Here is a 26,612-nt window from a genome sequence, read left to right as displayed (position 1 = left end):
TACCCTGCCGTGCCGCCGGACATGACCGGGCACGCTAGTCGTTCAGCCAGTTCTCCAGCCGCAACCCCGGGTAACTCGCGAAATCCCGCTCGTTGTTGGTCACGAGCACGGCGTCGAGCGACACCGCGTGCGCCGCGATCAGTTTGTCGAGATGATCCCTCTTCCGCTCGCGGGTCGCTTCGCGAACAGGGCCGTACGCTTGCGCGGCCGCCGCGTCGAACGGCGCAACCGGAATATCCTCGATCAGGTCGGCAAGGTTGCGTCGCTCCCGGACGGCATTCGCACACGCGGCCACGCCGTATTCGAGCTCGGCGTACGTAATCGCCGACATCACGACGTCCCCCGTGTAGCACTGGGCAAATCGTTTCGCGACCTGTTCCGGCTGATGCTTCATCAAATAGATGCACATGTTGGTGTCGAGCATGTAGCGCGGCATCACAAACCCTCGCGGTCGGCCTGCTCGTGGTCGCCACGCCCTTCAGCCATGAAATCCGGTGCGAATTTCGCGAACTTCTCGAGCACGCCAGCCAACGGCCGTCGCACGGGACGAATACGGATTTCGTCGCCGATCCGTTCGATTTCGAGCTCGATATCGCTGCGCTCGTAGGCAAGATCCGCCGGAATCCGTACGGCCTGCGAGTTGCCGTTCCGGAACACCCTCGTGGTATGCATGTCGATCTCCCATGCGTGTGTACGATGGATGTACTTTAGGGTGTTTCCGAGGCAATGTAAATCCATGTGTGTACACAACTCCGAAGTGATCACGCGGGCGGCTTGCGATATGCCGAAGATATCCACTGCCGGCGGCCGGTCAGTTGCGGCGAAAAGACACGTGGTTCGACGCAATTCGCCACCCGCCTGACCGTGGCAGCGGATCGTCCTGTCCGGCTCGATGCCGGCAGCCTCCACTGTCCACCGTCCGGCAATCACGCACCAGTCGTCCTTTCGGCCAGCCGAACCCGGCGAGCACGCAAAACGCGCCGCCCGACCCGCTCCGGGTTCCGACACTTTTCACCGGCCGGCGTACCGGCGCCGGGCCGACAGGCGTAAGCTGTACGTCCCGCTACCCAGGGAGACGGCAGCCCATGTCGCATTCCAAGGATCTCGAGCAGCCCGCCACCACCGGCGCGCGACTGCTCGTCGATGCGTTGCTCGCCAATCACGTCGAACGCGTGTTCTGCGTGCCCGGCGAGAGTTTCCTCGCCGTACTCGATGCGCTGGCGGACGACACCGCGCGCATCCAGACGGTCGTCTGCCGCCACGAGGCGGCCGCCGCGAACATGGCCGAGGCGGTCGGCAAGCTGACCGGCCGCCCCGGCATCGCGTTCGTCACGCGCGGGCCCGGCGCGACCCATGCGTCGATCGGCGTGCACACCGCGTTCCAGGATTCGACGCCGATGATCCTGTTCGTCGGCCAGTGCGCGCGCGAGCACCTCGACCGCGAAGCCTTCCAGGAAATCGACTACCGGCGGATGTTCGGCCAGATGGCGAAATGGGTCGCGCAGATCGACGATCCGCGCCGCATTCCCGAGTACCTGAGCCATGCGTTCCACGTCGCGACCGCCGGCCGGCCCGGCCCGGTCGTGCTCGCGCTGCCGGAGGACGTGCTGTCCGAAGCCTGCGCGCCGCAGCCCGTCGTGCCGGCCGCGAAACGCGTCGCGGCCGCGCCGTCGGCCGGGCAGCTCGACGAGCTGCGCGAGCGGCTCGCGCGCGCCGAACGTCCGTTCGCGATCGTCGGCGGCAGCGGCTGGACGCCCGACGCGTGCGCGAACCTGCGCACCTTCGTCGAGCGCTGGCAGTTGCCGGTGGCCTGCGCGTTCCGCTACCAGGACACGATCGACAACGCGCACCCGAACTATGCGGGCGACGTCGGGCTCGGGATCAACCCCGCGCTCGCGAAGCGCATCCGCGACGCCGACCTGCTGCTCGTGATCGGGCCGCGCCTCGGCGAAGCGACGACCGGCGGCTACACGCTGCTCGACATCCCGAAGACACGCCAGACGCTGGTTCACGTGCACCAGGGCGCGGACGAGCTCGGCCGCGTGTATGCGGCCGACCTGCCGATCGTGTCCGGGATGCCCGAGATCGCCGCGCCGCTCGCCGCGCTCGAGCCGCCCGAGCATCCCGCGTGGGCCGGCAGCGCCGCCGACGCGCATCGCGCGTATCGCGAATGGCATGCGCCGCTGCCGATGCCCGGCGACGTCCAGCTCGGCGACGTGATGGTGCAGTTGCGCGAGCGCCTGCCGCACGACGCGGTCCTCACCAACGGCGCCGGCAATTATGCGATCTGGCTGCATCGCCACTTCGCGTACCGGCACTTCCGCTCTCAGCTCGCGCCGACGAGCGGCGCGATGGGCTACGGGCTGCCGGCCGCGCTCGCCGCGAAGTCGTTGTACCCGTCGCGCGCCGTCGTCGCGCTCGCAGGAGACGGCTGCTTCATGATGGCCGGCAACGAGCTCGCGACCGCGATGCAGTACGGGCTGAACATCGTGGCAATCGTCGTCAACAACGGCCATTTCGGTACGATCCGCATGCATCAGGAGCGCAACTACCCGGGCCGCGTGCACGGCACGGGGCTCACGAATCCCGATTTCGCCGCGTATGCGCGCGCATTCGGCGCGCATGGCGAGACCGTCGAGCGCACCGCCGATTTCGCGCCCGCGCTCGAACGCGCGCTGACCTGCGGGCTGCCCGCGCTGATCGAGATCCGCATCCCGCAGGACGCCAGCACGCCGGCCGCGACCCTCGAACAGATCCGCGAACAGGGCCGCCGCGCGCGCGGCGGATGACGGTGAGCACGCACGCCGCGCCCCCTGCCGCCGCGCTGTCGCACGACGACGCGCTGGCGCTCCCCGGCACGCTGCTCGCACCGGACGGCACGCTCGTCGCGCCTTACGACCTCGAGCACGGCGCCGCGCGTGCCGCCGGCCACGTGGCGGCCGCGCCCGCGCGCGGCCTGCTGCACGCCGCGCACCGGCCGTTTCGGCTCGACTATGGCCGCGCACGGCAGGTGCATGTGATCAACGGGATGGGGGTCACGCTCGGCGATTCGGTGATCGGGCTCACCGCCCTGGCCGCGCTGCGCGCAGCGCATCCGGGCCTGGGCTTCACGCTGTACCGGCCCGCCCGCGCGCCGCGCTACGTCGATGCGCTGTACGCGCTCGCGGCCGACATCGTCGCGCCGTCGCGCGCGCTGCCGTACCCCGCCGACGCGCTGCCGGCGGACGCGCCGTGCATCGACGTCGGCAATCACCTGTACTGGCCCGCGTTTGCCCGGTTGCCGATGATCGATTTCTTCCTCGACGCGCTCGGCGTGGAGCCTGCCTCGGTGCCGGCATCGGCCAGGCGCAACCGCTGGCTCGCGCGGCTGCCGTTGCCCGCGTTGCCTGCGCAATGGCAGCGTCCGTACGTGCTGTTCTGTCCGAACGCGAGCACCGCGTTGCGCAGCGTGCCGCCTGCCCTCCGGGCAACGTTCGTCGAACAGCTGGCCCGGCGCTACGGCTTGCCGGTGGCCGGGTTCGGGCCGGTCGCGCATCCCGCGTATGTCGACGTGAGCGCCGATGCGGCAGGCGATACGGCCCGGTTCATCGCATGGGTCAAGGGCGCCAGCCTGCTGTTCGCGCCCGACACGGCCGCGCTGCACCTTGCCGACGGTTTCGACGTGCCGACGCTCGCATGCTTTACAACGATCGAGCCGGCGCTGCGCGTACGCGACTATCCGCATTGCGTGCCGGTCGCGCTCGACGTGCCGGCCGAATTGCACGGGCTGCATCGCAGCGAGCGGCCGGCCGATCTCGCGGCGGTCGAGGCCGCTTACCGGGCGATCGACTGGGACGCGCTGGCCTGGCCCGCGCTACGCAAAGCCGCGACGACCGCTGATCAGGAAAACCGGACGCGAGCATCCGCAGCGTGGCCGAAAGCGCAATAGCGTGCCCGCACCGCCTGAGCCTGAGCCTGAGCCTGAGCCTGAGCCTGAGCCTGAGCCTGAGCCTGAGCCTGAGCCTGAGCCTGAGCCTGAGCCTGAGCCTGAGTCCGAGTCCGAGTCCGAGCGTGAGCCCGAGCCAGGCTCACCCCGACTACCGCCCCGCGCTCACCCCGCCACCATCACCGCGCGATCGCGCAGCGTCTCCGACGGCCGCTTGCCGAACAGTCGCCGGTAATCGGTCGCGAACTGGCTGAGATGCCAGAAGCCCCACGCCTCTGCAACGTCCTGCACCGAACCGGCCGCGCGGCCGCACAGGTCGCGCCGCGCGCCGTTCAGCCGCAGCGTGCGCAGGTAGGTGGCGGGCGCCATGCCGAGCACGTCCTGGAAGCAGTACTGCAGCGTGCGCCGGCTCACGTGCAACTGCTCGCACAGTTCGGGCACGCCGACCGGGCGCGTGCGGTGCGCGAGCACGTAGTCACGCGCCTGCTCGACGATCCAGCGGCGCATCGACGGCGCGCGGCCGGCGTCGTCGTCGGCCGGTTGCGCGCACACGTCGAACAGCGCGGCCAGCACCTCGGCCTGCAGGTCGTCGCGCTGCGCATCGGCCAGCGGGCCGGCCATCGCCACCGCCCCGTCGAGCCGGCGGCCGAGCAGCGCGCACAGGCGCGCGAGCCGCGCATCGCCGACCTGCATCACGCGTTGCGTGAACAGCCGCTCGTCGAGCGCACGGTGCTCGACCTCCTCCGCATAACGGCGCAGCACGTCGCCGCGCACGACGATGCCGTAGATCGAGAACTGCGCGGGCGTCACCAGTTCGAATTCGACGTTGCCGGGCCGGAACGCGAGCGCGCCGGGCCCGATGCGGCACGCATCGACGCGCGCGGTGCCGTCGCTCACGAGCGGGATGCCGAACCAGTACGCATCGCCGCGCACCTCGCATGCCTGGCGCAGCAGGTGGCTCGTCGATTCCCGAAACAGTTTCATCGTGTCGAGCGGCAGCTCGGTCAGCGTGCCGACGAAACGGCCGGCCGCGAGCTGGTCGTAGGTCTGCCGCCAGCCGATCAGGTTGCGCGCCTGCTCGTCGGCGTCATGCGCGACGCTGACGACCGCCTGCCCGGCCAGCGCGTCGTCGCCCTGCGCGTTGCGCCGCGTGTCTTCGGCTGTCGGTTCTTCGCTACACGCCACGTGTTGGTCCATCGTGTCCTCCCTCACCTGCCCGGAACCGCGTCTGTCACGCAAGTCCCGTGCCGAACCGCGCGGTTCGGCGAACGGCCCGTCATTCCACGTTGTCCGGCCGTTGCGCGCCATCCGGGCGCACCCGAAGGCGGCGTGCCGCGCACGCCGCCGGTGCGATCCGCGCGACGACCGCGCATCTCGACCGCCGCCGGCCGCCGAATCCCGGCTACCCGGCCGGCTTCAGCCGCACGACCCGCGTGCCGCAATTGCCATACGCCTGCGCGACCGCCAGCTCGACGATCGCGCTTCCGGCCGGCCAGGGCGCCGCGTCCGCTTCGGGCAAATCGGCGCGCAGCGTCGCGCGACCGTTGATCCGGTAGCGGATGCCGCGCACGAAGTCGACGAACAGCAACCCGACGCCGCTGCCGTCGCATGCCGCCGCATCGATCCGGCCACCGGCGCCGGGAGCGGCAGGCAACGCGAACCGCAGCGTCTTCGTGTCGATCACGCGGACGACCGGCAGCAGATCGCCGTTCGCGTCGCGCATGCCCGGCACGACGTCGCAGGTCACGGATGTGCGCGAGCCGCCCGCAGTGGCGATGAACATGAACGGCTGAGATTCGACGAACTGCCGCACGCCGATGCTCACGCGTGTCGTCACCACGTCGCTCATCCGCTCGGCCTCGTCGGCCACGCCGAAGCGGTGCTGCGCGTCGAGTTCGCCCGCATGGAACACGGGGTGACGCGGAAAGGATCGGGGCAGTTCAGCCATGCTGGTTTTCGTTACACGCATCGGCACGCCGTGCCGCAGCGAAGACACGACGGCCGGTATCGTTTCCGGCGCCGGCCGCGACGATGCTCGGCCGACACCGGGGGTCGGATGTCGAAGTCGAAAATGGCGAAGCGCCGGGTGACCGGATGGGACGACGGCCACCCGCCGATAGCCGGTAGCCGGTAACCGCCGCATCGCACCCGCATGCGCAACGTTCGACGGACGGGCAAACGTCACCCGGCCGTCGAACGTTGAACGCAGCCCGCGCGCCACGCGCCCCGCCAACGAACCCCGGCGATCGTCCCGGCCGGCGCTGCCCTGCCGGCCGGCCGATCCCGGCGCTCCGCCACTGCGTCGACGCCCCGGTCAGAAGAACCCGAGCGCCTCGGCCTGGTAGCTGACCAGCAGGCACTTCGTCTGCTGATAGTTCGACAGCGCCATCTTGTGCGTCTCGCGGCCGATCCCCGACTGCTTGTAGCCGCCGAACGCCGCGTGCGCGGGGTACAGGTGGTAGCAGTTGGTCCACACGCGGCCGGCCTCGACCTCGCGGCCCATCCGGTACGCCCGCGTGCCGTTGCGCGTCCACACGCCCGCGCCGAGCCCGTAGAACGTGTCGTTCGCGAGTTCGATCGCTTCCTGCTCGTCCTTGAACGTCATCACCGACGCGACCGGCCCGAAGATCTCTTCCTGGAACACGCGCATCTTGTTGTTGCCGAGCAGCATCGTCGGCTTCACGTAGTAGCCCGTGTCGAGGCCGGCAGCCGGCGCCGTGCGTTCGCCGCCCGTCAGGCATTGCGCGCCTTCGCCGCGGCCGATGTCGATGTACGACAGGATCTTGTCGAGCTGCTGCTGCGACGCCTGCGCGCCGATCATCGTCTGCAGGTCGAGCGGGTGGCCGGCCTTGATGCGCTCGACGCGCGCGACCGCCTTCTCGATGAACTTCTCGTAGATCGATTCCTGGATCAGGATCCGCGACGGGCACGTGCACACTTCACCCTGGTTCAGCGCGAACATCGCGAGCCCTTCGAGCGCCTTGTCGAGGAACGCGTCGTCCTGGTCGAGCACGTCGGCGAAGAAGATGTTCGGGCTCTTGCCGCCCAGTTCGACCGTCGACGGGATCAGGCTGTCGGCCGCCGCGCGCAGGATGTGCTTGCCGACCGGCGTCGAGCCCGTGAACGCGATCTTCGCGATCCGCTTGCTGGTCGCGAGCGCTTCGCCCGCTTCCTTGCCGAAGCCGTTCACGATGTTGATCGTGCCGGCCGGGAACAGGTCGCCGATCAGCTCCATCAGCACGAGCACCGACGCGGGCGTCTGCTCGGCCGGCTTCATCACGACGCAGCAGCCGGCCGCGAGCGCCGGCGCGAGCTTCCATGCGGCCATCAGCAGCGGGAAGTTCCACGGGATGATCTGGCCGACGACACCGAGCGGCTCGTGGAAGTGGTACGCGACGGTGTTGTCGTCGATCTCGGAGATGCCGCCTTCCTGCGCGCGGATGCAGCCCGCGAAGTAGCGGAAGTGGTCGATCGCGAGCGGCAGGTCGGCCGCCATCGTCTCGCGCAGCGGCTTGCCGTTGTCGATCGTCTCGGCCACGGCCAGCAGCTTCAGGTTCTTTTCCATCCGGTCGGCGGCGGCGAGCAGCAGGTTCGCGCGCTCGGCCACGGACGTCTTGCCCCACTTGCGGCGCGCGGCATGCGCGGCGTCGAGCGCCAGCTCGATGTCGTCGGCGCCCGAGCGCGGAATGCGGCAGAACGGCTGGCCGTTGATCGGCGACACGTTCTCGAAATACTCGCCTTTCACCGGCGGAACCCACTTGCCGCCGATGTAGTTGTCGTATTGCTGACGGTACGGGTATTCGACGTCGAGGCCCAGTTGTTTCAGGTCAAACGGGTTCATACATGTCTCCTGTTCATCGTGCTTGTGTGCGTACAGCGCCGGTTGGATCGCGCTGCATCGGTTTACGCAACATGCGTGCCAAACGGGACGGAAGCACGGCGACCACGGCCGGCCCGCGTGCGCACCGTGCCGTGTTCACCCACGCAGCACGGCGGGTGTACCCATTCTGAACAGCGCGATTGCGCAGCAGCCGGGCCGGTGTGCGAAATTTCCACAGTGCGCGGGCGCGCCTGCAGGCGGACGCCGGCCGCGACGCGTGGCATGTCGCTTGCGTGCGCATCGTGCGTTTCCACGCAACGGCGAGTGCGCCGACCGACACCATGAACGACCGCGGCCCCCTGACCGACGACGCCATCGCGTTCATCCGCGAGCAGGCGTTCCTGATCGTCGCGACCGCCGACGAAGGCGGCAACAGCGACTGCTCGTACCGCGGCCGCCAGCCGCGCGCCGACGGCTCGTTCGAGCCGCTCGTCGACGTCCCCGACCGCCGCACGCTCGTGCTGCCCGACTTCGCGGGCAACAACCTGTTCAACACGATCGGCAACCTGCTCGTGAATCCGGCCGTCGCGCTGCTGTTCGTCGATTTCGTGCGCCAGACGACCTGGCTCGTGCAGGGCCGCGCGACGATCGACGAGGATGTGCAAGGCCGCGCTCATCTGTGGCCGGACGCGCGGCGCTATGTGGTGGTTGACGTGGAACGGGCGCAGGCGCGCGCGGATGCGGCGCTGCCGCCGCTGGTGCTGGCGTGATTCACGCGATGCGCTGGACGGATCGTCGACTCGCGACGCAAGCGACGATGAAACGACGCGGCGCTCCGGCTGCCGTGGCCGAAGCACCCATGCATGGCGATACGCCGCTCAACGCCCGTGCGTTTCCGTGCAGGCCGCATCGATCCGGTTGCGCACCGGCACGTCGGCATGGGCGTGCGCGTCGGCACCGTCGCCCGCTTCGGCAGCCACCCGCCGCCCGCCGAGAAACACGAACACCACCAGCGCACACAGCACGGTGACGCCCGCCAGACCGATCAGCAAGCGGTCGAATGCATGCGCGTAACTCGCGAGCAGCGCCGCATGGCCGACACCCGGCAATGCAGCCGCCGCGCCCGCGAGATCGCCGGTCGCGAGCCGCGCGGCCGCGCGCAGCGTCGCGTCGGGCGTGCCGGCGGCGCCCGCCGCCTGTCGCAGCCCCGTCTGCGCGAGTGCGGCCAGTACCGCGCCGACGATCGCGAGCGCGATCCCTTCGCCGGCCACGCGTGTCGTGCTGAAGATGCCCGTCGCCATCCCCGCGCGCTCCTTCGGCACGACGCTCACCGACAGCCCGTCCATCAGCCCCCACGGCATGCCGGCCCCGACGCCGATCGCGAGCATCGGCGCGATCGCCGCCGGCCCCGCGCCGCCGCGCAGCGCGACGTCCAGCCACACGAGCCCGGCCGCCGCGATCAGCAGCCCGAGCCCCGAGATCACGCCGGCAGTCAGCCAGCGCGTGAGCGTCGCCGCGACCAGCGGCACGACCAGCATCGGCGCGGAAATCGCGAGCATCAGCCAGCCGGCGTCGATCTCGCTGAAGCCGTCGATGCCGATGAAGCGCAGCGGCAGCACGACGAGCAGCACGATGTAGCAGCAGCAGGTCGACACCGGCAGCACCTGCACGCCGACGAAACGCGCGATCCGGAACAGCGACAGGTCGAGCATCGGCCGCGCGACCCGCGTCTCGATCGCGACGAACGCGCAGGCGCCGAGCGCCGCGCCGGCCAGCAGCGCGATCACGAGTGCGTTCGACCATCCGCGCGCGGGGGCTTCGATCACACCGAACGTGAACAGCGTCAGCGCGACGGTGAACGCGGCCGTGCCGGGCCAGTCGAGCCCCGTCGCGTGCGGGTCGCGCGACTCGTGCATGCGCGGCAGCCCGAAGCCGAGCGACAGCCCGCCGGCCACCGCGCTCGTCACGAAGATCGTGCGCCAGCCGCCGTGCCCGATCAGCGCGCCGGCCAGCACGGGCCCGAACGCGAGCCCGATGCCGAAGGTCGTGCCGAGCAGGCTGAATGCGCGCGTGCGCGCCGCGCCGTCGAACTCCTGCGCGAGCGCGGCCGTGCCGCCCGCGAGCGCCGCGGCCGCCGCGAGCCCCTGCGCGGCGCGCAGCAGGTCGACCGCGAGCATCGTCGGCGCGAACGCGAGCGCGACCGACATCAGCGTGAAGCCGCCGACACCAATCGCGAACACGCGCTTGCGACCGAACTGGTCGGCCAGCGCGCCCGCCGCCATCAGGCAGCTGCCGAACGCGAGCATGAACGCGTTGGTGATCCAGTTCATCGCGACCGTGCCACCGTGCAGGTCGCGGCCGATCGCGGGCGTCGCGACCGCGCCGCCCGAAAACGACAACGGCAGCGCGACGGCGGCCATGCAGACGGCGGCCAGCACCCACGCGCGCCGGCGTGCCGACTGCGTCGATGCGGCTGAAAAAGGCTGATCCATCATCGCTCCTCAAAAGGCCGGCGCGGATGCGCCGTCAGAGCGACAGACGATAAATCCGATTCAATCGAAGAAAAACCACGCGAAGTTCCGCATATACCGGACTAGAATTCCGCAATTCACTTCACCGCGCGTGTCGTCGTGCGCGCTTCGATTCGATGGAAAACCTGTCCGGCATCGTCGCGTTCGTCCGCACCGCCGAAGCGCTGAGCTTCGTCGCGGCCGGCCGCGCGCTCGGCATCTCGGCGTCGGCGGTCGGCAAGACGATCGCGAAACTCGAACAGTCGCTGGGCGTGCGCCTGTTCAACCGCACGACCCGCCGCGTCACCCTCACCGAAGAGGGGCGCCACTTCTACGAACGCTGCCAGCGGATCCTCGAGGATTTCCGCGACGCGGAAGCGACCGTGACGGCGTCGGCGCAGCGCCCGCGCGGCAGGCTGCGCGTGAGCCTGCCGGTGATCGGCTACCGGTTCCTGCTGCCGGTGCTGCCCGAGTTCCGGCAGCGCTACCCGGACGTCGAGCTCGATCTCGATTTCAACGACCGGATGGTGGATGTCGTCGAAGGCGGCTTCGATGCGGCGATCCGCAGCGGCCCGCTGTCCGATTCGAGCCTGATGTCACGGCGGCTCGGCCCGTTTGCGTTCGTGCTGTGCGCGACGCCCGCGTATCTCGCGCGGGCCGGCACGCCGCGCACGCCGCGCGATCTCGAAGCGCACGAATGCGTGCGCTACTGCTTCCCGACCACCGGCAAGCTGCAGGACTGGGCGCTCGCGGCCGCCGACGGCACGCCGGCGAAGCTGCGCACCGCACTGACCTGCAACAACATGGAAGCCCTGCGCGGCACCGTGCTCGCGGGGCTCGGCATCGGCTACATGCCCGACTTCCTCGCGCGCGACGCGCTCGAACACGGCGCGCTCGTCACCGTGCTCGACGACTACCGGATCGCGCCGGGGCAGTTCTCGATCGTGTGGCCGTCGAGCCGGCAGTTGTCGCCGAAACTGCGCGTGTTCGTCGATTTTCTGTGCGCGCGGCTGTTCAGGTAGCCGGGTAGCGGGCGCCTCGACAGCCGCCCCTCGTGCCGCTCATGCCGCTCGAACGGCACGCAACCCGCGATGCGGGAGCGGCCCGCGTGCGACCGTTTTCAGTCCGCCCCGATCCGCTCCGCTTCCGCCTGCGGCAACAGCGCATCGCTGTCGTCCTTCAGCCCGACGCCCGTCAGCCCGAGGCGGCGCGCGTGCGTCATCAGGTAATGCAGCTTATGCGCGGCGGCCGCGTACGGCAGCCCTTCGGGCCGCACGTTCGAGATGCAGTTGCGCAGCGCGTCGTGGCAGCCGACCTTCGGCGCCCACGTCAGGTACACGCCGAGGCTGTCCGGCGAGCTGAGCCCCGGCCGTTCGCCGATCAGCATCGCCACGACCTTCGCGCGCAGCAGCTCGCCGATCTCGTCGCCGAGGGCGACGCGCGCCTGCGTCGCGACCACCACCGGGCCGATCCGCCAGCCGTCCGCGTCGAGGCGCGGCCGCACCGCCTGCAGCAGCGGCAGCGCCTGCTTTGCGGCCGCGAACGCCGAGAGCCCATCGCCGACCACGAACACGACATCGGGCGCGTCGTCGAGCGCCGCGCCGTAACCGGCGAGCAGCCCGCGGCTGTCGTCCGACAGCTTGCGGCCGAGATCGGGCCGGCGCAGATAGTGGTCGCGGTCCGGCGCGGCGCTCTGCACGCCGAGCGTCGGCAGCAGGCCGGCCGCCTCGATCTCGCGCCGCAGCGCGTCCGAGTCGAGCGGCTGGTGCACCGCGTCGCGCGCCTGCGCGTGCGACAGGTTGAAGGCCAGCAGCGGCGCGGTCGGCAGGCTGTTGCCCGCACGGCCGAGCGCGATTCGCGCGTTCGTGAACGACTTCAGCTGGCCCCACGGATTCTTTTCGACGGCGTCGCTCATGCCGAAATCCCCATCCAGTCGTTCGCGCCCGCGAGCAGCGGCACGCGTGAGCTCGCGGCGCGCAATGCACCATGTGCGTCGGCGATCTCCATCGTCTCCAGCCACTCCTCGAATTCCGGCGCGCGGCGCAGGCCGAGCACCTCGCGCACGTAGAGCTGGTCGTGGAACGACGTGCTCTGGTAGTTCAGCATCACGTCGTCCGCGCCCGGAATCCCCATGATGAAGTTGATGCCGGCCGCGCCCAGCAGCGTCAGCAGCGTGTCCATGTCGTCCTGGTCGGCTTCCGCGTGGTTCGTGTAGCAGATGTCGCAGCCCATCGGCACGCCGAGCAGCTTCCCGCAGAAGTGATCCTCGAGCCCCGCGCGGATGATCTGCTTGCCGTCGTACAGGTATTCGGGCCCGATGAAGCCGACCACCGTGTTCACGAGGAACGGCTCGAACTTGCGCGCCACCGCATACGCGCGCACTTCGCAGGTCTGCTGGTCGACGCCGAAATGCGCGTTCGCCGACAACGCGCTGCCCTGGCCCGTCTCGAAGTACATGAGATTGTTGCCGACGGTGCCGCGCTTGAGCGACAGCGCGGCCTCGCGCGCCTCGCCGAGCAGCGCGAGCGAGATGCCGAAGCTCGCGTTCGCCTTCTCGGTGCCCGCGATCGACTGGAACACCAGATCGACCGGCGCGCCCTTCTCGACCGCCGCGATCGTGTTGGTCACGTGCGTGAGCACGCACGACTGCGTCGGCACGCCGTAGCGTTCGCGGAACCCGTCGATCATCGCGAGCAGCTTCACGATCGCCGCGAGGCTGTCGGTGGCCGGGTTGATGCCGATCATCGCGTCGCCGCAGCCGTACATCAGCCCGTCGAGCATCGACGCGGCGATCCCCTTCACGTCGTCGGTCGGGTGGTTCGGCTGCAGCCGCACCGACATCCGGCCCGGCAGCCCGACCGTGTTGCGAAAGCGCGTGACGACGCGGCGCTTTCTCGCCGCGGCGATCAGGTCCTGGTTGCGCATCAGCTTCGACACGGCGGCGACCATCTCGGGCGTGAGGCCCGGCGCGATCCGTTCGAGCGCCGCGCCGTCGGCGGCGGGCGACAGCAGCCAGTTGCGGAAGTCGCCGACGGTGAGATGCGAGATTTCCGCGAACGCCGCCGCATCGTGATCGTCGACGATCAGGCGCGTGACCTCGTCGTCTTCATACGGGATCACCGCCTCGTTCAGGAACGCCTTCAGCGGCACGCCCGCGAGCGCGATCTTCGCGGCCACGCGCTCCTCCTCGCTCGCCGCCGCGACACCGGCGAGCTGGTCGCCGGAACGCAGCGGGCTCGCCTTCGCGAGCAGCGTCTTCAGGTCCGCGAAACGGTACGTGCGCGGGCCGATCGTCTCCGTATAGGACATCGTGCGAGTCTCCTTGCCTTGCCAAAAGCCGACGGCGCGCCCGTTCGACGGGGCGCGCCGGATGCCGTCAGGAACGGCCGTTCACCTTCACCTGCTCACTCCTCCACCAGCGCGTCGCCCGGCGCGCCCTCGCGCTGCGAACGCGTCGCGAGGAAGTACGCGTAGCCGACCGCGAGGAAGCCGACGAACACCAGCGCGACCAGCCCGTTGAAATACACCATCGTAGCGAGGCAGACGAGCGCCGCGAGGATCGCGAAGGCCGGGAAGATCGGGTACAGCGGCGCGCGGAACGGCCGCGCCATGTTCGGCTGCGTGCGGCGCAGCTTGAACAGCGACGCCATGCTCACGATATACATCACGATCGCGCCGAATACCGACATCGTCACGATATTCGCGGTCAGCGTCTGCCCGCCGAACTGGATCAGCTCGTCGCTGTAGATCGCCGCGATGCCGACCACGCCACCCGCGAGAATCGCGCGGTGCGGGGTCTTGAAGCGCGGATGCACCTTGCCGAGCCACTCCGGCAGGTAACCTTCGCGGGCCAGCGCGAAGATCTGGCGCGAATAACCGAGGATGATCCCGTGGAACGACGCGACGAGGCCGAACAGCCCGAGCCACACGAGCATGTGCATCCAGCCGCTGTTCGCGCCGACGATGTACTTCATCGCCTGCGGCAGCGGGTCGTTGATGTTCGCGAGCTTGGTCCAGTCGCCCGCGCCGCCGGCGAACACCATCACGCCGATCGCGAGTGCCACGAGGGTCAGGATCCCCGCGACGTACGCGATCGGGATCGAGCGCTTCGGGTTCTTCGCCTCTTCGGCGGCCATCGCGACGCCTTCGATCGCGAGGAAGAACCAGATCGCGAACGGGATCGCCGCGAACATCCCGTGGAACGCGCCCATGCTGAAATGATCGGCGCCCGACCAGCCGCCCTTCATGAAGTTGCTCCACGCGAAGCCCGGCGACACGACGCCCATGAACACCAGCAGCTCGAAGATCGCGAGCAGCGTGACGACGAGCTCGAAGGTCGCCGCGATCTGCACGCCGACGATGTTCAGCGCCATGAACACGAGATACGCGCCCATCGCCGCATGCTTGGGCTCGAGCCCCGGAAACTGCACGTGCAGGTACGCGCCGATCGCGAGCGCGATCGCGGGCGGCGCGAACACGAATTCGACGAGCGTCGCGGCGCCGGCCAGATAGCCGCCGGTCGGGCCGAATGCGCGACGTGCATACGCGAACGGGCCGCCCGCGTGCGGGATCGACGTCGTCAGCTCGGTGAAACTGAAAATGAAGGTCGTGTACATCGCCGCGACGAACAGCGCGGTGACGACGAAACCCAGCGTGCCGGCGCTCGCCCAGCCGTAACTCCAGCCGAAGTATTCGCCGGAGATCACGAGGCCGACCGCGATGCCCCACAGTTGCCAGGTCCCGAGCGTCTGCTGCAGCGCGGGCTGGCCGGACGACTTCGCGCCGGCTGCGGGCCGGCCATTCGACTCTGCTTTCATCGGACTCTCTCCTCAAATGTGCCGGGCCTGGCGGCCTGCGCGACTGAGAATCGATGCTAGAGAGTCATTAAACGACGTGTTATCGAAATTCGGCAAAGATCGCGGCTGACATTTCGCTGACGGAAACGCCTGTTCCGGGCTTGTGTGGCCTCCCGTTGCGCGAAAGGCACCGATGCCGGGCCCGTCCCGCTGCGACCGCCGCCGGCCGCACGAAGCGGCCGGACGGACGATCGACGCGAAAGACTTATTGCCCGCCGCCGCGCTGGTTGAACCAGCGGTCGAGCAGCTTGCCGGCCGCTTCGCGGCCGCCGAGGCCGAACGACAGCGCCACCGCCACCGCGATCGCACCGAGCACGAGGCCGAACGCGAGCTGCACGATCTCGTTCGCGATGCCCATCGCGCGCAGCCCCATCGCGAACACGAGGCCGAGGATCGCGAATTGCGCGATGCGCGCGAACAGCACGCTGTGCTCGCGGTCGGCCTGCTCGATCACGCGGCGCGCGAGGCTGGCGAGCCACACGCCGATCACGAGGATCACGCCGCCCATCAGCACGTGGCCGCCGAATTCGATGAACAGCGTGACGACGTCGCGCACCTGCGAGAAGCCGAGCCGGTTCGCCGCTTCGACCGATGCGAACAGCATCGCGAAGAACACGATCAGCCGCGCCACCAGCACCGACGGCTGCAGCATCCCCGAGAACACGCGCTCGACGCCGAGCACGGCCGGGAGCCCGTCGGCGCCCGCGGCTTCCAGCAGCTTCTGCGCGAGCGACGCGACGAAGCGCGCGAAGTAGAACGTCACCAGCACGATCACGATCGCCGCGACGATGTCCGGCACCGCGCCGAGGAACTGGTTCAGCATGTTGGTGGCCGGCACCGAGATCGCGTCGATCTTCAGCGCGTCGAGCGCGGAGATCAGCGTCGGCACGAACACGAACACGTAGACGACCGTGCCGATCAGGCTCGACACGCGCACGGGCGTCGGACTGTCGAGACGCTGCGTGAGGCGGTCGGCACCGGCGGCGACGAGCAGGTTCGTCACGAGGCCGCGCAGCACGCGCGCGACGATCCAGCCGACGATGCCGATCACCGCGGCCGCGAACAGGTTCGGCACGATCGCGAGCAGCTTGTCGACCATCCCCTGCACGGGCGTCAGCAGCCCCGACAGCGCGAACGACGCGAGGATCGCCGGCAGGAACATCAGGATCACGAGCCAGAACAGCACGTCGCCGAGATAACCGCTCATCGGCTGCAAGCCGGCGCCTTCGGACAATTTGTCGTCGATCTTGCTCGCCTTCAGCGCGCGGTTCGCGAGGCTGCGCAGCAACGACGCGATGAGCCACGCGATCAGCGTCAGCGCCGCGCCGCCGATCAGGTTCGGCAGGTAGTTGACGATGTGGGTGACGAGCAGCGAGAACGGGTTGGAGACCGCATACAGGTTGAGCACGTTGAAGATGCCCACCGCGGTGACCAGCAGCACTAGCCAGAACAGGCCGCCGGCGATGATGCGCTCGACGCATGCGCCCTGGCCGGTGCTTTCGCTGATCCGCTGGTCGACCTTCAGCGCGCCGAGCAGACGCATCGCGCCGGCCCGCACCACGACGGCGATCAGCCAGCCGATCACCAGGATGCCGATCGCGCCGGCAATCTTCGGCAGATACCCTCCTAGCGTGGTCTGCAGCGACGTGATGAAGCTGGAAGCATCCATTTCTTCTTCTCCCGAAAACGTGGTGTTGCGATTGGACATCGACGAACTACCTGCGTACTTCGAAACGCGTGCTGCCCCGACGGAGCAACTTACCCCAGAAAAATGACGCGATCACCCGATTTCACCGTCTTTAACTTTAGTCATAGATCGCAGAGGGGCAAGACCCCATTTCGTCAAAATGAAAAAGGGCCCGACGGGTCGGCGCGCCTGCGTATTTCCGCAAGATTTATCAATTCGCACCGTGCTACCGTGGCGTCGGTTCCTGCCCGGATACGCCGATGACCGTCGAAACGAAACCCGACCAGCCTGCCTGGGCCCGCTACGCGGCAAGCGTGGCGCGCGTCCACGAATACATCCGCGCGCACCTCGACGGCCCGCTCGACCTGAACCGGCTCGCCGAAGTCGCGTGCCTGTCGCCGTATCACTGGCAGCGCGTCTATCGCGCGCTGTACGGCGAATCGATCGTGCTGACGGTGCGGCGGATGCGGATCGTGCGCGCATCCGAGGATCTCGTGTGCACGGCGCGGCCGATCGACGAGATCGCGCGGCGCGCGGGCTACGGTTCGACGCACGCGTTCGCGCGGGCGTTTCGCGACGCATACGGTGTGCCGCCCGCGCAGCATCGGCGCACGGGCAGCCACCGGCCCATCTATCCACTACAGAGAGGAGAGGAAGACATGTTCAAGCATGAAGTCGAAATCCGGCGGCTGCCGGAACTGCGCGGCTACGCGGTGGCGCACACGGGCGCGTACATGAAGGTCGGCGACGCGTTCGGGCGGATCGGCGCCTGGGTCGGGCAGCACGGGCTGATCGGCCCGGGCGCGAAGATGATCGGCATTTTCTACGACGATCCGGACACGACGCCCGAAGCGCAGCTGCGCGCGAAGGCGTGTTTCATGCCGGCCGACGGCGCGCCGGACGTCGAGCCCGTGCCGCCGGTCGAACGCGCGACGGTCGCGGGCGGCGAATACGCGGTGCTGCTGCACACGGGGCCGTACGCGGACCTGAAGACGGCCTACCAGTGGCTCTACGGCGACTGGCTGCGTCATTCGGGCCGCGAAGCCGCCGACGCGCCGCCGTTCGAGCTGTACCTCAACACGCCGATGGATGCGGCGCCGGCCGACCTGCGTACCGAGATCTACCTGCCGCTGCGCTGATCGAAGGGTGCGTCGTGGAGCCGTGTATCTGGACGGACCGCGACGATATTGCCGGCGCGAGCAGGCCCGGGACGATATCGGGCAGGCTGGTGCGCCGGCCGGTGCTTTTGCGCAGCCGGCACGAGCGCGCGGACCTTTTCAAGCCGCCTGCGTCCCGCAGCCGGGACAGAACCGCGCGTCGGCCGCCAGCGCCGCATGGCAGCGGCTGCAGGCCTTGCCGCGTTGCGCCGCGCCGCACTGCGCGCAGAAGCGCGCATCGGCCCCATTGAGCGCGCCGCAGCCGGCGCACGCGAGCTGGCTCAGCGGCACGTTGCCGCCCTGGCCGCCTCGCCCGCCACTGGTGTCGGCCGGCGCCTGCCAGCCCCAGCCGTGGCGATCGCGGCCGCGCGCATCGTGGCCGCCGTGTGCCTCCCGGCGCTGCCCGCCGTGATGCCCGCATCCGCCGCCGTGGCCGCCATTGCCGTGGCCGCCGCCATGGCCACCGCCGTGGCCGCCCAGGATTCGCTTCAGAAAGCTCATCGCCCGCTCCTCAACGCGTGGCCTGCGTACCGCCGAACGCCCCGGAGGACGACAGCAGCCGCAAGCCGTTGGCCACGACGATCAGGCTGGCGCCCGCGTCGGCAAAGACCGCCATCCACATCGTGCCGAGCCCCGCGACCGTGAGGCCGAGGAACACGACCTTCACGCCGAGCGCGAAGCCGATGTTCTGCACCAGGACGCGATGCGTCGCGCGCGACAGCCGCACGAACGCGGGAATCTTGCGCAGGTCGTCGTCCATCAGCGCGACGTCGGCCGTCTCGATCGCCGTATCGGTGCCCATCGCCCCCATCGCGAAGCCGATGTCGGCACGTGCGAGCGCCGGTGCGTCGTTGATCCCGTCGCCGACCATCCCGACCGCGCCCGCGCCGTCGGCCGACAGCTCCTCGACCGCCGCGAGCTTGTCTTCCGGCAACTGGTTGCCGCGCGCGTCGTCGATGCCGGCCTGCTTCGCGATCGCCTGCGCGGTATGAGGGTTGTCGCCCGTCAGCATCGCGGTGCGGATGCCGAGCGCGTGCAGATCGGCGATCGCTTCACGGCTCGTGTCCTTGATCGTGTCGGCCACCGCGAAGATGCCGAGCACGCGCGCTTCGTCGACCAGCACCACGACGCTCTTGCCCTGCCGCTCGAGCGCATCGAGCTTCGCTTCGAGCGCCGTCGAGCAGCGTTCGAGCTCCTCGACGAGCCGGTGGTTGCCGAGCCAGTAGCGCGTGCCGTCGATCGCGCCGCGCACTCCGCGCCCGACGATCGCTTCGAAGTCCTGCACATCGGCGAAGGCCGTCGTGCCGGCGTCACGGGCCGCGGCGGCGATCGCCTGCGACACCGGGTGATCGGAGCGGGCCGCGAGGCTCGCACCGAGGTGCCGCACCCGCACCGCATCGGCATCGGTCGCATGCAGGTCGAAGTCGGTCTGCACCGGCTTGCCGTGCGTGATCGTGCCGGTCTTGTCGAGCGCGAGCCAGGCGAGCTTGCGCCCTTCTTCCAGATAGACGCCGCCCTTCACGAGAATCCCGCGTCGCGCCGCGGCCGCGAGCCCCGACACGATCGTCACCGGTGTCGAGATCACCAGCGCGCACGGGCACGCGATCACGAGCAGCACCAGCGCACGGTAGATCCAGTCGTGCCACGCACCGCCCATCACGAGCGGCGGCACCACCGCCACCAGCAGCGCGACCGCGAACACGATCGGCGTGTAGACGCGCGCGAACTGGTCGACGAAGCGCTGCGTCGGCGCCTTCGCGCCCTGCGCCTCCTCGACCGCGTGGATGATCCGCGCGAGCGTCGAGTTGGCCGCCACCGCCGTCACGCGGTATTCGAACGACCCCGATTCGTTGATCGTGCCCGCGTACACGGCGTCGCCGGTCGCCTTTTCGACGGGCAGGCTCTCGCCGGTGATCGGCGCCTGGTTCACCGTCGAGCGGCCGGCGACGACCTCGCCGTCCAGCCCGATCCGCTCGCCCGGCTTCACGCGCACGACCGCGCCGAGCGCCACCTGCGCGGCCTCGATCGTGCGCCACGAGCCGTCGGCGTCCTGCACGGTCGCGGTGTCCGGCGCGAGCTGCATCAGGCCCTGGATCGCATTGCGCGCGCGGTCGAGCGACTTCGCCTCGATCAGCTCGGCAATCGTGAACAGCACCATCACCATCGCGGCTTCGGGCCACTGGCCGATCGCCATCGCCCCCGTCACCGCGATGCTCATCAGCGCGTTGATGTTCAGGTTGCCGTTGCGGATCGCGATCCAGCCCTTCTTGTACGTGGTGAGCCCGCACGCGAGTACCGCGGCGAGCGCGAGCGCGGCCGCGAGCCACACCGGCAACCCGGCCCACGTCGCGCCCTCGGATGCGATCGCGGCGACGCCGGCCAGCGCCAGCGGCCACCACGGCTTCGCGGGCGGCGGCGCGGCGGGCGCTGCCGGTGCGTCGGCCGACGCGGCTTCCGGCGTCATGCCGAGCGAGCGGATCGCGCTTTCGATCGCCGGCTGCGCACCGGGCACGTGCTCGACGCTCAGCATCCGCTGCATCAGGTTGAATTCGAGCGCCGAGACCTGCTGCATCCCGCCGAGCTTCTTGCGGATCAGCGTTTCCTCGGTCGGGCAGTCCATCTGCATGATCCGGAACGCGGAGCGCACGTGGCCCGACGCGGTCGCCTGCGCGACCGGCAGCGGCGCGAGCGTCAGCGCGGCAGGCGCGCAGCAGTCGCCGGCCGCGTGGTCGTGGTCGTGGTCGGCATGGTCGTGCTTGCCGTGGTCGTCAGAGCACGCGTCGCCGTGTACATGGCCGTTGCCTTCCGCATGATCGTGGCCATGACCCGAATGGTCGTGCGCGCCGTGGTCATGCGTGCACGCCGCGCCGTGCCGATGCGCGTCGCCGTGATCGCCGTGATCGCCGTGATCGCCGTGATCGCCGTGATCATGGTCGTGGCCGTGCGCGCGCTCGCCGGCCGCGGGCACCGCGTCGGCAACGGTCGCCGTCTGCGTGTCGCGCGAATCGGCGCAGCACGCATCGGCGCCGCCGGCATGACGGTGTCGTGGGTCGTGGGTACGCTGGGCATCGGTCATGACAACCTCCTCAATGGCTTTCAATGGCTTGACGGAGTAGAGTTAACACCCTGAAGCCACTACAAGGTCAACCCTTGCACGGGAGAAAGACATGAAGATCGGCGAACTGGCCAAGGCGGCCCGCTGCACACCCGAGACGATCCGTTTCTACGAAAAAGAGGGGCTGATGCCGGATGCGGAGCGCACCGACTCGAACTACCGCAACTACACCGACGTGCATGTCGAACGGCTGCGCTTCATCCGCAACTGCCGCGCACTCGACATGGCCCACGACGAAATCCGCGCGCTGCTGCAGCTCACCGACACGCCGGCCGATCCCTGCGATTCGATCAATGCGCTGCTCGACGAGCACATCGGCCACGTCGATGCGCGCCTCGCGGAACTCACGCATCTGCGCGACCAGCTCACCGAATTGCGGCGGCAGTGCGTCGGCGAGCATTCGGTCGAGGATTGCGGCATCGTGCACGGTCTCGCGACGATGGAAACCGTCGCACCGGCCGCGAAGCGCTCGCACCTCGGCTGAAACCCTTGTGAAATATGATAGTTTCATCGAGAATAGTTATATTCTTACTAGATATACGATAACTATTCATGTCCGCTAGTCGCCCGTCCCCGCTCGCGCTGGCCGTCCTCGCGACGCTCACCGAAACGCCGATGCATCCGTACGGGATGCTGCAGCAACTGAAGGCCCGCGGGTACGACGAAGTCGTCAACGTCCGGCAGCGCACGAGCCTCTACCAGACGATCGACCGGCTGCTGCGCGACGGGCTGATCGCCGTTCACGACACCGAGCGCGATGGCGCGTTTCCCGAGCGCACGCTGTATGCGCTGACCGAGGCCGGGCACACGGCCGGGCAGGCGTGGCTGCATGCGCTGCTCGCGGAGCCCGCGCGCGAATTCCCGGCGTTCGGCGCCGGCCTCGCCTTCCTGCCGCTGCTCGACGCCGAAGATGCCCGCCACCAGCTCGAGCTTCGGATCGCCCGGCTCGACGCCGAGCGCGAGCGCCTCGAAACGCTGCGCAACGCCGCGCAGGCCGACCAGGTGCCGCGCCTGTTCCTGCTGCAGAACGAACATGCGCTCGTGCTGCTCAATGCCGAGCTCGGATGGGCGCGCAGCGTCGTCGAACACCTGAAGATCGGCGCGCTGCGCTGGGTGGACGGCTGACGAATCGCGCAGGCGGGCGGCCGGCGGCCGCAGGCAACGCCGCCGTCAAAGCACCTTGCCGGGATTCAGGATGCCGCCCGGATCGAGCGCGGCCTTCAGGCGTCGCATCAGCCCGATTTCCGCGTCGCTGCGCGTGTGCGCGAGATAGGGCCGCTTGAGCACGCCGATCCCGTGCTCGGCCGACACCGAGCCGCCCATGTCCCTCACCACCGCGTACACGCAGTGATCGAGCGCATCGGCGTCCGCATCGCTCATCCCGGCCAGCGACACGCCGATATGCACGTTGCCGTCGCCGACGTGCCCGAAGAACAGGCACACGGCATCCGGCCATTGCATGCGCAGCGCCGCTTCGCAGCGTTCGGCGAACACGCCGAGCTCGCCGGTCGGCAAACTCACGTCGAAGTTGACCAGATGCGGCAGCGCGTCGATCGCGAGGCCTTCGCGCAGCGTCCACAAGTCCCGCGCCTGCCGCTCCGACGTCGCGAGCACCGCATCCTCCACGAGCCCGGCCTCGATCCCGGCCGCGAGGCCGGTTTCCAGCGCCTGGTGCGCATCGCCGCCCGGTGCGCTCGTCGCGCATTCGATCAGCACCGCGAAGCCGTCGTCGCCGACAAACGGCGCCGAGACGCCCGGCGTGTGGCGCGCAACGAAGTCGTAGAACGCCGGCCACATCGCCTCGAAACTGACGACCTCCGGCAGCGTGCGCACGCGATTCCACAGCGCGATGACCGCGTCGTAGTCGCGCACGCGGCAGAGCGCCGTGGCCGGCGCGGCGAGCAACGGATGCAGCCGCAGCACCGCACGCGTGACGACGCCGAGCGTCCCCTCGCTGCCGATGAACAGCTGCTTCAGGTCGTAGCCCGCGTTGTTCTTCAGCATCCGGTTCATCGACGACACGACCGTGCCGTCCGCGAGCACGGCCTCGAGCCCGAGCACCTGCTCGCGCATCATCCCGTAGCGGATCGCGCGCGTGCCGCCCGCGTTGGTCGCGAGCATCCCGCCGATCTGGCACGAGCCGCGTGCGCCGAGATCGACACCGAACGTGAAACCCGCCGCTTCCGCGGCTTCCTGCACCGTCTGCAGCGGCGTCCCGGCGCGCACGGTCATCGTGCCGGCCGCCGCGTCGAGCGCGTCGACGCCCGTGAAGCGTTCCATCGACAGCACGACCTCGCCGCCGAGCGCGACCGCGCCGCGCGCGAGCCCCGTCAGGCCCCCCTGCGGCACGACCGTCTGGCCGAGCCGCGCGCACAGCGCGAGCGTGCGCGACACGTCGTCGACACTGCGCGGGCGAACCAGCGCGCGCGGCCGCGCGCCGGCCGGCTCGTTGTAGGCGGTGAAATAACGCGGATCGATGTCGGCCGCGCGCGTGACGAGCGCATCGCCCAGTTCGGCGACGAGCGCGGCTTCGAGCGCGTCACCCGACAGCGGCGCGCCCGCCGGTTCGCCGCCCGCGGCGGTCGTGTTCCGGTTCTGCATCGCGCGCTGCCCCGCTTATTTCGCCGAAATGTCGATATCGCCGAAATACTTCAGGCCGAGCGACTTCACCGTGCCGTCCGCCTTCAGCTTGTCGATCGCCGCATCGAGTTTCGCCTTCAGCGCGCTGTCGCCCTTGCGCAGCCCGAAGGCGATGCCGCTGCCGAGGATCCGGTCGTCGTGCACGGGCTGGCCGACGAACGAAAAACCGTTGCCGTCCGGACGCGACAGGAAGCCGCGCTGGCCGGACGGCGCGAGCACGAGCGTCGCGTCGAGACGGCCCGCGACCAGATCCGCATACGCCTGGTTCTGGTCCTGGTACGCGACGACCGCGACGCCGGCCGGCTCCCAGTGCGCCTTCGCGAAGGTTTCCTGGATCGACGCCTGCAGCACGCCGACCCGCTTGCCCTTCAGCGATTCCGGCGTCGGCAGCAGGCCGCTGCCGGTGCGCGCGATCAGCTGGGTCGGCACGCGATAGATGATCGTCGTGAAGTCGATCGCCTGGCGCCGCTGCTCGGTCGCATTCATCGCCGAGTTGATCGCGTCGAACTTGCGGCCCTTCAGCGCGGGAATCAGGCCGTCGAACGACGTCTCGACCCATTTGCACGACAGCTTCGCCGTCTGGCAGACGGCGTTGCCGACGTCGATGTCGAAGCCCTGCAGGTCGCCGTTCGGCGCTTTCGATTCGAACGGCGGGTATTGCGCCTCGAGGCCGAAGCGCAGCGTCTGCGCATCGGCGAGCGCCGCGCCGGAACCGATGGCGCACGCGAGTGCGAACGCGAGTTTCAGGGTGGCCGTGTGCTTCATCGTGATCTCCTGTGTCTGGTCGATGCGACGTACCCGTCGCCGGATGCCCGTGGCGGGTTGCCGTACGGGGGGGTTACAGCGAACGCAGCCGCCGCGCGCCTTCGACCAGCGTCGCGTCGTCCTTCGAAAAGCTGAGCCGGATCACGCCGGCGTCGGTGCCGTCGGTGTAGAACGCCGACAGCGGAATCGTCGCGACGCGCGCGTCGCGGATCAGGCGCAGCACGAAATCGCTGTCGCTTTCGTCCGAGAAGTGCCGGAAACGCGCGAGCATGAAGAACGAGCCCTCGCTCGGCAGCAGCTCGAAACGCGAATCGGCCAGCTCGCGCGCGAGCAGGTCGCGCTTGGCCTCGTAGAACGCCGACAGGCCGAGATAACTGTCCGGCCGCGCGAGGATCTCCGCGAACGCGAACTGCATCGGCGTATCGGCCGAGAACACCATGAACTGGTGCACCTTGCGGATCTCGTCCATCAGTTCGGCCGGCGCGAGGCAATGGCCGACCCGCCAGCCCGTTACGTGGAACGACTTGCCGAACGACGACACGATCACGCTGCGCTCGGCCAGCTCGCGGTGGCGCGCGACGCTCTGGTGCTGCGCGCCGTCGAACACGACGTGCTCGTAGACCTCGTCGGACAGCACGACGATGCCCGTGTCGCGCGTGAGCTGCGCGAGCCGCTCGAGATCGTCGGCCGAGAACACGGTCGCGGTCGGGTTGTGCGGCGTGTTGACGATGATCATCCGCGTGCGCGGCGTGATCGCGGCCGCCACTTCATCCCAGTTCACGCGGAAGTGCTCCGGCGACAGCTTGATCGCGACAGGCGTCGCGCCCTGCAGCCGCACGATCGGCGCATAGCTGTCGAACGACGGCTCGAAGTAGATCACCTCGTCGCCCGGATGCACGAGCGCGCTGATCGCCGCGTACAGCCCCTCGCTCGCACTCGCGATCACCGTGATCTCGGTGGCCGGGTCGTAGCGCGCGCCGTACAGCGCCTCGGTCTTTTCCGCGAGCCGCTCGCGCAGCGCCATCACGCCGGCCATCGGTGCGTACTGGTTGTGCCCGTCGCGCATCGCGCGCGCGACGCCTTCGACGAGCGCGGGATCGGGCGCGAAATTCGGCGCCCCCTGCGACAGGTTCAGCGCGTCGTGCCGGGCGGCCAGCTGGCCGATCACCGTGAAGATCGTCGTCCCGACGTCGGGCAGTTTCGAACGGGGCGCGGTGGCGCTTCGCATGACTCCTCCTTCTGATGTCCTTCGGGCGGCCCCGCGCGACGCGCGCGGCCTGCATCTGCCGCATGATTTAGCCCGAGCCAATATCGGCGGACAAACGAAAGTTCGTCATGGCGGCCATGTATTTTTCTCATGGCCCATGGAGAGAAGCACTCGGCGGCAAGGCTCGCCTGCCCGGCCGACATGCGAATCAGGCATTTCCCTAACGGGATGCTATCGGCCGGCCGCCGCCAGATAGGCGAGCAGCACGGCCCGCAGTTCATCGCGCAGCGCGGCGATGTCGAACGCGGGCCCGAGCGTCAGCAGCGCCTGCGAGAGCCCGCCGTAGCAGAGCGTGTGCGCCATCCGCGCGATCCCGTCGAGCCGCGCGGCCGGCGGCGGATCGGCGGCGTGCGCGAGCGCGTCGCGCCACAGCGCGACGTACGCATCGTAATGCCGGCGGTAGGCGGCGAGCGGCGACACCTGCCGCTCCAGCGCGAAGAGCGCGCCCCACAGCGCCGCGTCGGCGCCGATCGCGCCGACCTGCAGGTCGACCAGCGCGGCGGCAAGTTCGGCCCGCGGCGCACCGCGCAGCCGCGCCACCGCGTCGCGCAGCCGGTCGGCCAGCGCCTGCACGTGCCGATGGATGCAGAGCGCCGCGAGGCTCTGCTTGTCGCCGAAATACTCGTAGAAGGTGCCGATGCTGACGCCCGCGACGGCCGCGATCTCGCGGATCGTCGCTTTCGCGTAGCCGCGTTCGAGCAAAAGCTGAACGAACGCCTGCTGCAGCGCGTCGGAACTCGCCTGCGCGCGCGACTGGCGCGGCCGGCGGCGCAACGCGGGCGCGGGTTGCGCCGCCGGCTGGCCAGGCGGCGCCGGAACCTGAACATGTCGCGGCGGCATATTTGCTACTCTGGAAATCAGCAGGGCATG

Annotated in this window: 23 protein-coding genes; 7 read left to right on the top strand and 16 right to left on the bottom strand. The window is 69.4% G+C overall.

Going from position 1 to position 26,612, the window contains the following annotated elements:
* Positions 1–34: 34 nt before the first annotated feature.
* On the bottom strand, positions 35–436 hold the full coding sequence (locus VK92_RS04755; protein ID WP_048025213.1) for a type II toxin-antitoxin system VapC family toxin: 402 nt from the start codon (positions 434–436) through the stop codon (positions 35–37).
* Positions 436–672 carry a type II toxin-antitoxin system VapB family antitoxin gene (gene vapB, locus VK92_RS04750; RefSeq protein WP_048025212.1) on the bottom strand — a complete coding sequence of 79 codons (237 nt, stop codon included), beginning with the start codon at positions 670–672 and terminating at the stop codon, positions 436–438. The genes VK92_RS04755 and vapB overlap by 1 nt, the downstream gene beginning before the upstream one ends.
* Before the next feature lie 413 nt (positions 673–1,085).
* On the opposite strand from vapB, the gene VK92_RS04745 reads away from it, so the two are divergent.
* A complete protein-coding gene (locus tag VK92_RS04745) occupies positions 1,086–2,789 on the top strand; it encodes a thiamine pyrophosphate-binding protein (protein WP_048025210.1) in 1,704 nt (567 codons plus the stop codon).
* Complete coding sequence (locus VK92_RS04740) at positions 2,786–3,928, top strand: ADP-heptose--LPS heptosyltransferase (protein ID WP_048025208.1); 1,143 nt, start codon at positions 2,786–2,788, stop codon at positions 3,926–3,928. Before VK92_RS04745 ends, VK92_RS04740 begins: the two co-directional genes overlap by 4 nt.
* Before the next feature lie 162 nt (positions 3,929–4,090).
* Here the strand turns inward: VK92_RS04740 and VK92_RS04735 are convergent, their stop codons facing one another.
* The 3 genes from VK92_RS04735 to exaC form a co-directional block, all read right to left on the bottom strand.
* Positions 4,091–5,122, bottom strand: a complete 1,032-nt coding sequence (locus VK92_RS04735; RefSeq protein ID WP_042978041.1) for a helix-turn-helix domain-containing protein — start codon at positions 5,120–5,122, stop codon at positions 4,091–4,093.
* Positions 5,123–5,327: 205 nt separating this feature from the next.
* Positions 5,328–5,873 (bottom strand): hypothetical protein, encoded by a 546-nt coding sequence (locus tag VK92_RS04730; RefSeq protein WP_048026178.1) that lies wholly within the window; start codon positions 5,871–5,873, stop codon positions 5,328–5,330.
* Between the two features lie 366 nt (positions 5,874–6,239).
* The gene (gene exaC / locus VK92_RS04725; RefSeq protein WP_021163584.1) at positions 6,240–7,766 is read right to left on the bottom strand and encodes an acetaldehyde dehydrogenase ExaC; all 1,527 of its coding nucleotides are present in this window, start codon (positions 7,764–7,766) and stop codon (positions 6,240–6,242) included.
* A gap of 320 nt (positions 7,767–8,086) precedes the next feature.
* On the opposite strand from exaC, the gene VK92_RS04720 reads away from it, so the two are divergent.
* The gene (locus tag VK92_RS04720) at positions 8,087–8,515 is read left to right on the top strand and encodes a pyridoxamine 5'-phosphate oxidase family protein (protein WP_226194039.1); all 429 of its coding nucleotides are present in this window, start codon (positions 8,087–8,089) and stop codon (positions 8,513–8,515) included.
* A gap of 108 nt (positions 8,516–8,623) precedes the next feature.
* On the opposite strand, the gene VK92_RS04715 is transcribed toward VK92_RS04720, so the two are convergent.
* Positions 8,624–10,237, bottom strand: coding sequence for an MFS transporter (locus VK92_RS04715; RefSeq protein ID WP_048026180.1), 1,614 nt, complete (start codon positions 10,235–10,237; stop codon positions 8,624–8,626).
* A gap of 155 nt (positions 10,238–10,392) precedes the next feature.
* Between VK92_RS04715 and VK92_RS04710 the strand changes: the two genes are divergently transcribed.
* On the top strand, positions 10,393–11,277 hold the full coding sequence (locus VK92_RS04710; protein WP_048026176.1) for a LysR family transcriptional regulator: 885 nt from the start codon (positions 10,393–10,395) through the stop codon (positions 11,275–11,277).
* A gap of 98 nt (positions 11,278–11,375) precedes the next feature.
* Here the strand turns inward: VK92_RS04710 and eutC are convergent, their stop codons facing one another.
* The 4 genes from eutC to VK92_RS04690 form a co-directional block, all read right to left on the bottom strand.
* Entirely contained in the window at positions 11,376–12,170 is a 795-nt protein-coding gene (gene eutC, locus VK92_RS04705; RefSeq protein WP_048026175.1) for an ethanolamine ammonia-lyase subunit EutC, read from the bottom strand.
* A complete protein-coding gene (locus VK92_RS04700) occupies positions 12,167–13,564 on the bottom strand; it encodes an ethanolamine ammonia-lyase subunit EutB (RefSeq protein WP_021164101.1) in 1,398 nt (465 codons plus the stop codon). Before VK92_RS04700 ends, eutC begins: the two co-directional genes overlap by 4 nt.
* Before the next feature lie 95 nt (positions 13,565–13,659).
* Positions 13,660–15,072, bottom strand: a complete 1,413-nt coding sequence (gene eat / locus VK92_RS04695) for an ethanolamine permease (protein ID WP_048026174.1) — start codon at positions 15,070–15,072, stop codon at positions 13,660–13,662.
* A gap of 244 nt (positions 15,073–15,316) precedes the next feature.
* Entirely contained in the window at positions 15,317–16,780 is a 1,464-nt protein-coding gene (locus VK92_RS04690; protein ID WP_048026172.1) for a mechanosensitive ion channel, read from the bottom strand.
* Positions 16,781–17,058: 278 nt separating this feature from the next.
* On the opposite strand from VK92_RS04690, the gene VK92_RS04685 reads away from it, so the two are divergent.
* A complete protein-coding gene (locus VK92_RS04685; RefSeq protein WP_048026171.1) occupies positions 17,059–17,937 on the top strand; it encodes an AraC family transcriptional regulator in 879 nt (292 codons plus the stop codon).
* A 138-nt stretch (positions 17,938–18,075) separates the two neighbouring features.
* Here the strand turns inward: VK92_RS04685 and VK92_RS04680 are convergent, their stop codons facing one another.
* Both VK92_RS04680 and VK92_RS04675 read right to left on the bottom strand, forming a co-directional pair.
* Positions 18,076–18,456 carry a zinc ribbon domain-containing protein gene (locus tag VK92_RS04680; RefSeq protein WP_048026170.1) on the bottom strand — a complete coding sequence of 127 codons (381 nt, stop codon included), beginning with the start codon at positions 18,454–18,456 and terminating at the stop codon, positions 18,076–18,078.
* A gap of 10 nt (positions 18,457–18,466) precedes the next feature.
* Positions 18,467–21,031 carry a heavy metal translocating P-type ATPase gene (locus tag VK92_RS04675; protein WP_048026168.1) on the bottom strand — a complete coding sequence of 855 codons (2,565 nt, stop codon included), beginning with the start codon at positions 21,029–21,031 and terminating at the stop codon, positions 18,467–18,469.
* Positions 21,032–21,122: 91 nt separating this feature from the next.
* Here VK92_RS04675 and cadR point away from each other — a divergent pair, with 91 nt between their 5' ends.
* Complete coding sequence (cadR, locus tag VK92_RS04670) at positions 21,123–21,554, top strand: Cd(II)/Pb(II)-responsive transcriptional regulator (RefSeq protein ID WP_014895515.1); 432 nt, start codon at positions 21,123–21,125, stop codon at positions 21,552–21,554.
* A 68-nt stretch (positions 21,555–21,622) separates the two neighbouring features.
* Entirely contained in the window at positions 21,623–22,195 is a 573-nt protein-coding gene (locus VK92_RS04665) for a PadR family transcriptional regulator (RefSeq protein WP_021164267.1), read from the top strand.
* A 45-nt stretch (positions 22,196–22,240) separates the two neighbouring features.
* Here the strand turns inward: VK92_RS04665 and VK92_RS04660 are convergent, their stop codons facing one another.
* The 4 genes from VK92_RS04660 to VK92_RS04645 form a co-directional block, all read right to left on the bottom strand.
* Positions 22,241–23,671, bottom strand: coding sequence for an FAD-binding oxidoreductase (locus tag VK92_RS04660; RefSeq protein ID WP_048026165.1), 1,431 nt, complete (start codon positions 23,669–23,671; stop codon positions 22,241–22,243).
* A 15-nt stretch (positions 23,672–23,686) separates the two neighbouring features.
* On the bottom strand, positions 23,687–24,475 hold the full coding sequence (locus VK92_RS04655; RefSeq protein ID WP_048026164.1) for an ABC transporter substrate-binding protein: 789 nt from the start codon (positions 24,473–24,475) through the stop codon (positions 23,687–23,689).
* Positions 24,476–24,548: 73 nt separating this feature from the next.
* On the bottom strand, positions 24,549–25,703 hold the full coding sequence (locus tag VK92_RS04650) for a pyridoxal phosphate-dependent aminotransferase (protein WP_021164078.1): 1,155 nt from the start codon (positions 25,701–25,703) through the stop codon (positions 24,549–24,551).
* A 210-nt stretch (positions 25,704–25,913) separates the two neighbouring features.
* A complete protein-coding gene (locus VK92_RS04645) occupies positions 25,914–26,582 on the bottom strand; it encodes a TetR/AcrR family transcriptional regulator (RefSeq protein WP_048026163.1) in 669 nt (222 codons plus the stop codon).
* Between the last annotated feature and the right edge of the window lie 30 nt (positions 26,583–26,612).

This window comes from Burkholderia sp. LK4 (assembly GCF_001043615.1).
Classification (GTDB): domain Bacteria; phylum Pseudomonadota; class Gammaproteobacteria; order Burkholderiales; family Burkholderiaceae; genus Burkholderia; species Burkholderia cepacia.
Note: the sequence above shows the minus strand (reverse complement) of the source record. Positions and strands in the feature narration are given on the sequence as shown.